The 4,008-nt window shown below is 54.7% G+C and carries 4 protein-coding genes; all 4 read right to left on the reverse strand.

Going from position 1 to position 4,008, the window contains the following annotated elements; all coding sequences use genetic code 11:
- A partial coding sequence (locus tag ENN40_10620) for a hypothetical protein (GenBank protein HDP95795.1) occupies positions 1–831 on the reverse strand: 831 nt, incomplete at its 3' end.
- A 102-nt stretch (positions 832–933) separates the two neighbouring features.
- The gene (locus ENN40_10625) at positions 934–1,278 is read right to left on the reverse strand and encodes a hypothetical protein (GenBank protein ID HDP95796.1); all 345 of its coding nucleotides are present in this window, start codon (positions 1,276–1,278) and stop codon (positions 934–936) included.
- A 197-nt stretch (positions 1,279–1,475) separates the two neighbouring features.
- Positions 1,476–2,045, reverse strand: a complete 570-nt coding sequence (locus ENN40_10630; protein ID HDP95797.1) for a DNA-3-methyladenine glycosylase I — start codon at positions 2,043–2,045, stop codon at positions 1,476–1,478.
- A gap of 55 nt (positions 2,046–2,100) precedes the next feature.
- A complete protein-coding gene (locus ENN40_10635; GenBank protein HDP95798.1) occupies positions 2,101–3,546 on the reverse strand; it encodes a M20/M25/M40 family metallo-hydrolase in 1,446 nt (481 codons plus the stop codon).
- Between the last annotated feature and the right edge of the window lie 462 nt (positions 3,547–4,008).

The following is a 4,008-nucleotide window of genomic DNA, read 5'->3' on the forward strand; positions in this document are numbered from 1 at the left end:
GCCGTTTTCCCACACCGCGATATCATGTCTGTTTCCGAAAGGAAAATTGTTGGGCAACGGTACAATCACCTGGGTATCTGACCACAATTCCATGTCGGAAGCCCCAGCCTCGTAGCTGCCGATACGCACGGTTTTATTGCCGCACTGGCTCCCGAAACCGCTTCCGCCCAAATGGATCTCGAAAAAACCACCCCCGCTTGACCAGTACCCGGTCTGGCCGACGGAGCTGATGGTTACCGGTGGAGTAGGCGGCGGTAGCGGATTCACCTTGATCCGCATCAGTGCCACGTTATTGCGTTCATCTTTTTCCTTGACGGTTTGACCGGGATCAGCAACGGCCGCCAGGTAATAAATTCCCGTCTTGATCTTGTCCGGAATTTTGCTTTGCGCGGGCAGGCTCAAGGTTTGACTCTTTCCCGGCGCCAGGTTAATAACGGACAACCTGCCACCTAGAATCAACACATCCTCCTGGAAAATCGGTGAATACGTGGCCATTTTTACGGGAACCTTGGTGTCGGTAGACAGAACCACGTCCACAAAAAATTTGCCCGTATCCCGGTTACCGATGTTTTTAACAACTACCTGCACCTGCTTTCCGATCAAAGAACCGGGAGTAAGTCCCGGATTCATCTTGCCGGCTGTCATTGGAACAGCCAGTGAACGGGGAGATTTCAACTCAACCGCAATATCCGGAAGCGCGTGCTTCATAACCGGGGATTTCAGCACTCTCTGTGTTGGCTTTACCACCTGGGCAGGTGACACTTGCAAGCAAGTGAATAAAAAAGCGGCAACCAGGAAAAGCGTCAATACCATGGATCTTGAATTCTTCATTTTTCCTCCTTTTATACTGTTGGATAATAGTTAAACCGGAATAATCTCACCAGTATCGATTAAAACTGAAATAATTGCCCCTCTACAATGACAGTTGATGGCCTATTTTTGATAAATGTATTCGCCCTTTTTAGAAACACTGATCGGGCAAATGGTACGGGTTTCTTTAAACAATTCATACCCGGTCTGCAGATTTTTCCAGAACGCAATCAGGTCCGGCCGATTAAAGAATCCGGCCTGTAAAGCCGCCATGTTTTTCGCGGACATGCGGACCGGAAAAATATGCACGGAAATCTTTTCCTGACCGTTGGACCGCGCCTCCACGGCAAACAGGTAGAGCTCCTTGATCTTGTCGTTCGTCAAGGGAATGCAACCGATGGTGACGCAACTGCCGTGGATAAAAATATCTCCCCCCGGGTCCCGGGCGGTTTTGTGGATACGGTCCAAAGCATTGGGGTAACTAATCCCCAGGGAAAGGTGAAAACGGCTTCAGGGATTGAAACGGTCGATGTGACAGTAACCTTCGGGAATCTGCAGATCACCCTGGCGACGCTTGGGCCCCAACACTCCCGAGGTGGCACAGAAGGGGTAGTCCAACAGGTGGATATACTTTTCCCGGTCATTAAAGCGTCGCGGAAGCAGGACTACTGCAGTTGCCGGTAGCGGAAACAGTCGATGGTGTGGTCGTTGACCATGCCCGTGGCCTGCATGTGGGCGTAAACGATGGTGGAGCCCACGAATTTGAAGCCCCGGTGCTGCAACTCCCGGCTGATGGTGTCCGAGAGGGGCGTGGAGGCCGGAACGTCAGCAATGCTTTTCCAGGCATTGATGATGGGCCGGCCGTCAACGAAACCCCAGATGAAGCCACTGAATGTGCCGAATTCATCCCGGACCTTCAGGAACGCCCGGGCATTGGTTACCGCGGCGCGTACTTTCAAGCGGTTGCGAATAATGCCGGGATTCTGAAGCAGGCTTTGAATGCGTGCGTCATCGTAGCCGGCCACCTTTTCCGGATCAAAGCCATCGAACGCCTCGCGGTAATGCTCCCGTTTGCGCAGCACCGTCAACCAACTCAAACCCGCCTGGGCGCCCTCCAGAACCAGGAATTCAAACAACAGCCTGTCGTCGTGCACGGGAACCCCCCATTCCCTGTCGTGGTAGGTCACGTACAGTGAATTATTTAAAGGCACCCACGCGCACCGTTGGCGGGTCATGACTGATATTCCATGCAGAAATTTTATACCCCGGGACGCGGGCAATCAAGCGCAGTCAGAAAGTAGCAGATCCTGCCTGCTTTTTGCGCTTTTTTGCCGCGGCCTTGCGCAAAGCCTCCGCTTCTTTTTCGCTCAAGTAGAAGCCGTCACGGGCCAGCAAGTGGTCAAGGTTGGCCACACCGTAGGCCAGCACCGCGCGCACAATGGCGGCGTGCTCCTGGTATTCGGGGATGCTTTTCTGATAGAGGTCGCTTTCCGTGTGCCAGATCTCACGGTAGCGGAAATCATAACCCCTGGGGTCGGCGGTGGGCAGCCAGAACGTGGGCACGCCGTGCATGGCAAACACGGAACTGTCCGATCCCCCCGGACCTTGCGGCCGGGGCCGGGCCTTGTGTTCCTTGAGCTCGAAAGGAAAATCGGGGTTGATGGAGTTTATAATCCGGCTCAGGGGTTCCAGATCCGCCCACAGGGCCTTGGTGACATAGATGCCGGTGGGCACCGTGGGCCCGCCGTCGCGGTTGAACATGGCTGACACCCGGGGCAAGCGGTCTTTGTTCTTTTCCACCCAGTGTCCGGCGCCCAGGATGCCGAACTCCTCTCCGGCCCAGAGAGTAACCAGAATGGTGCGGCGGGGTTTTCCACCGGCCGCCATGATCAGCCGTGCCGCTTCCATGGAGGTGGTTACGCCGTTGCCGTTGTCTACCGCGCCCGTGGCCACATCGTAAGCGTCCAGGTGGCCGGAAATGATTACGTACTCGTCGGGAAACTCGCTACCGGGAATCACGCCGATCACGTTGTGGTACGGCACCGGCCCCATCCTGAAATAATTGCGGATATCAAACTCCAGTTCCACCCGGCGCCTCTCGCTGACCATGCGCTGGATGAGTACAAACTGGTTTTCATCCAGCAGGATCTCGCACAAGTTGGGCAGGTCTTGCCATGACTTCCACTTGTGGATATCCTTGTTGTACATGGCCTGGATCGGCACCTTGGCGGACTCGATGACACCCAGGGCGCCAGCGTCTTCCAGCTTTTTCAGTCGCGCCGCGCGCTTTTCCTGCTCCAGCTCTCGCTGACGCATTCTTTCCCGGAAACTGGGCCGGGGTTCATCACGCTTGGGCTGCGGCTTTTCCGGTTCCGGCGTGAGCAGCACCCAGGCACCGGAAATGCGCTTTTTCATGCGCGCGAATTCCTCGTCGTCTTTGGGTTCCCGCACGGCCGGGGCCACAACCCGCCCCCGGGTGCCCGCTGAATAGGAAGGTGTGGCAAAATGCAGGTGCATGCTTTGCGGCGAGGTCATTTTGCCGAACCAGGGCCCGCGATTAAAGCCCACGGGCAGTTGTCCGGCTTCATCGTACAGCACATCCATGCCCCATTCCTTGAACTTTCCGCCCGCCCACTCCGCAGCATTGTCATAGGCGGCGGAGCCGATGGGCCGGCCGCCGAAGCGGTGACAGAGTACGTCCAGGTGCCGCATGGTGCGGTTGTCTGTTTTCCCGATCTCGATGATCTTTTCGATAACCGGATCCACCGGTTCTTCCCCGGGGAGGACCGGGCTTGTCAGGGCCAGAACCATGATCAAACAGACCGCGCGTGAAAATCCAAAAATCGGTGACAATAACAATGCTTTCATCAGAAACTCCATTTTGTTTGCCGTGGGAATAAAATAATTACGCAAATAGAGCGCAAAAGGGTTAATCCCTCATCTATTTGCATTTCACGCTCTGAATAATGGATAATGGGGACGGTCCTTGACAATTTGACATTTTGGCTTAACGACCGATATTGTTGCCATTTTTTAGCAGAAAAATTGAAAATTCTTGATAGCGGTATTGGTTTGCAAAATGTCAAATTGATCGGGTAGAGAGCATATCACACCAGTTTAGGCCTTCGCTGACTGTTTCTGCCCCCTTTCGTTCGGCAGTGCCTTAACAGCTTGAACCGTGCAGAGCATGACTGCTCC

This window comes from Candidatus Aminicenantes bacterium, from assembly GCA_011049425.1.
Lineage (GTDB): Bacteria > Acidobacteriota > Aminicenantia > UBA2199 > UBA2199 > UBA876.